Annotated in this window: 1 protein-coding gene; it reads left to right on the forward strand. The window is 44.6% G+C overall.

The genetic code is table 11. The annotated features are described in order from the left end of the window. A partial coding sequence (locus tag AB4512_RS17960; RefSeq protein ID WP_372175289.1) for a DNA topoisomerase occupies positions 1-500 on the forward strand: 500 nt, incomplete at both ends.

Genomic DNA, 500 nt, shown 5'->3' on the forward strand with positions numbered 1-500 from the left:
ATCATCTCGACGATTCAAGATCGTGGTTATGTAAAAGTTGAACAGCGTCGTTTCTATGCTGAGAAGATGGGTGAAATTGTTACTGACCGTCTAGACGGCAGCTTCAATGACCTAATGAACTACGACTTCACTGCTCGTATGGAGCAGAAGTTGGACCAAATCGCAGAAGGCGAAGCAAGCTGGAAAGGCGTGCTAGATAACTTCTTCGAAGACTTTACTGGCGATTTGGAAAAAGCAGATTTAGACGAAGACGCTGGAGGCATGAAGCCAAATCATATCGTGGAAACCGATATTGAGTGTCCGACTTGTAGCCGTAAAATGGGTATTCGTACTGCTTCGACAGGCGTATTCCTTGGTTGTTCTGGCTATGCACTTCCACCAAAAGAGCGTTGTAAGACAACAATCAACCTTGGTGATGAAGAAGGCATTATCAACGTGCTTGAAGAAGACGTTGAAACAGCAGCACTTCGAGCTAAAAAGCGTTGTCCTATTTGTGAAAC

It is taken from the genome of Vibrio sp. 10N.222.52.B7, assembly GCF_041474275.1.
GTDB lineage: Bacteria > Pseudomonadota > Gammaproteobacteria > Enterobacterales > Vibrionaceae > Vibrio > Vibrio crassostreae_C.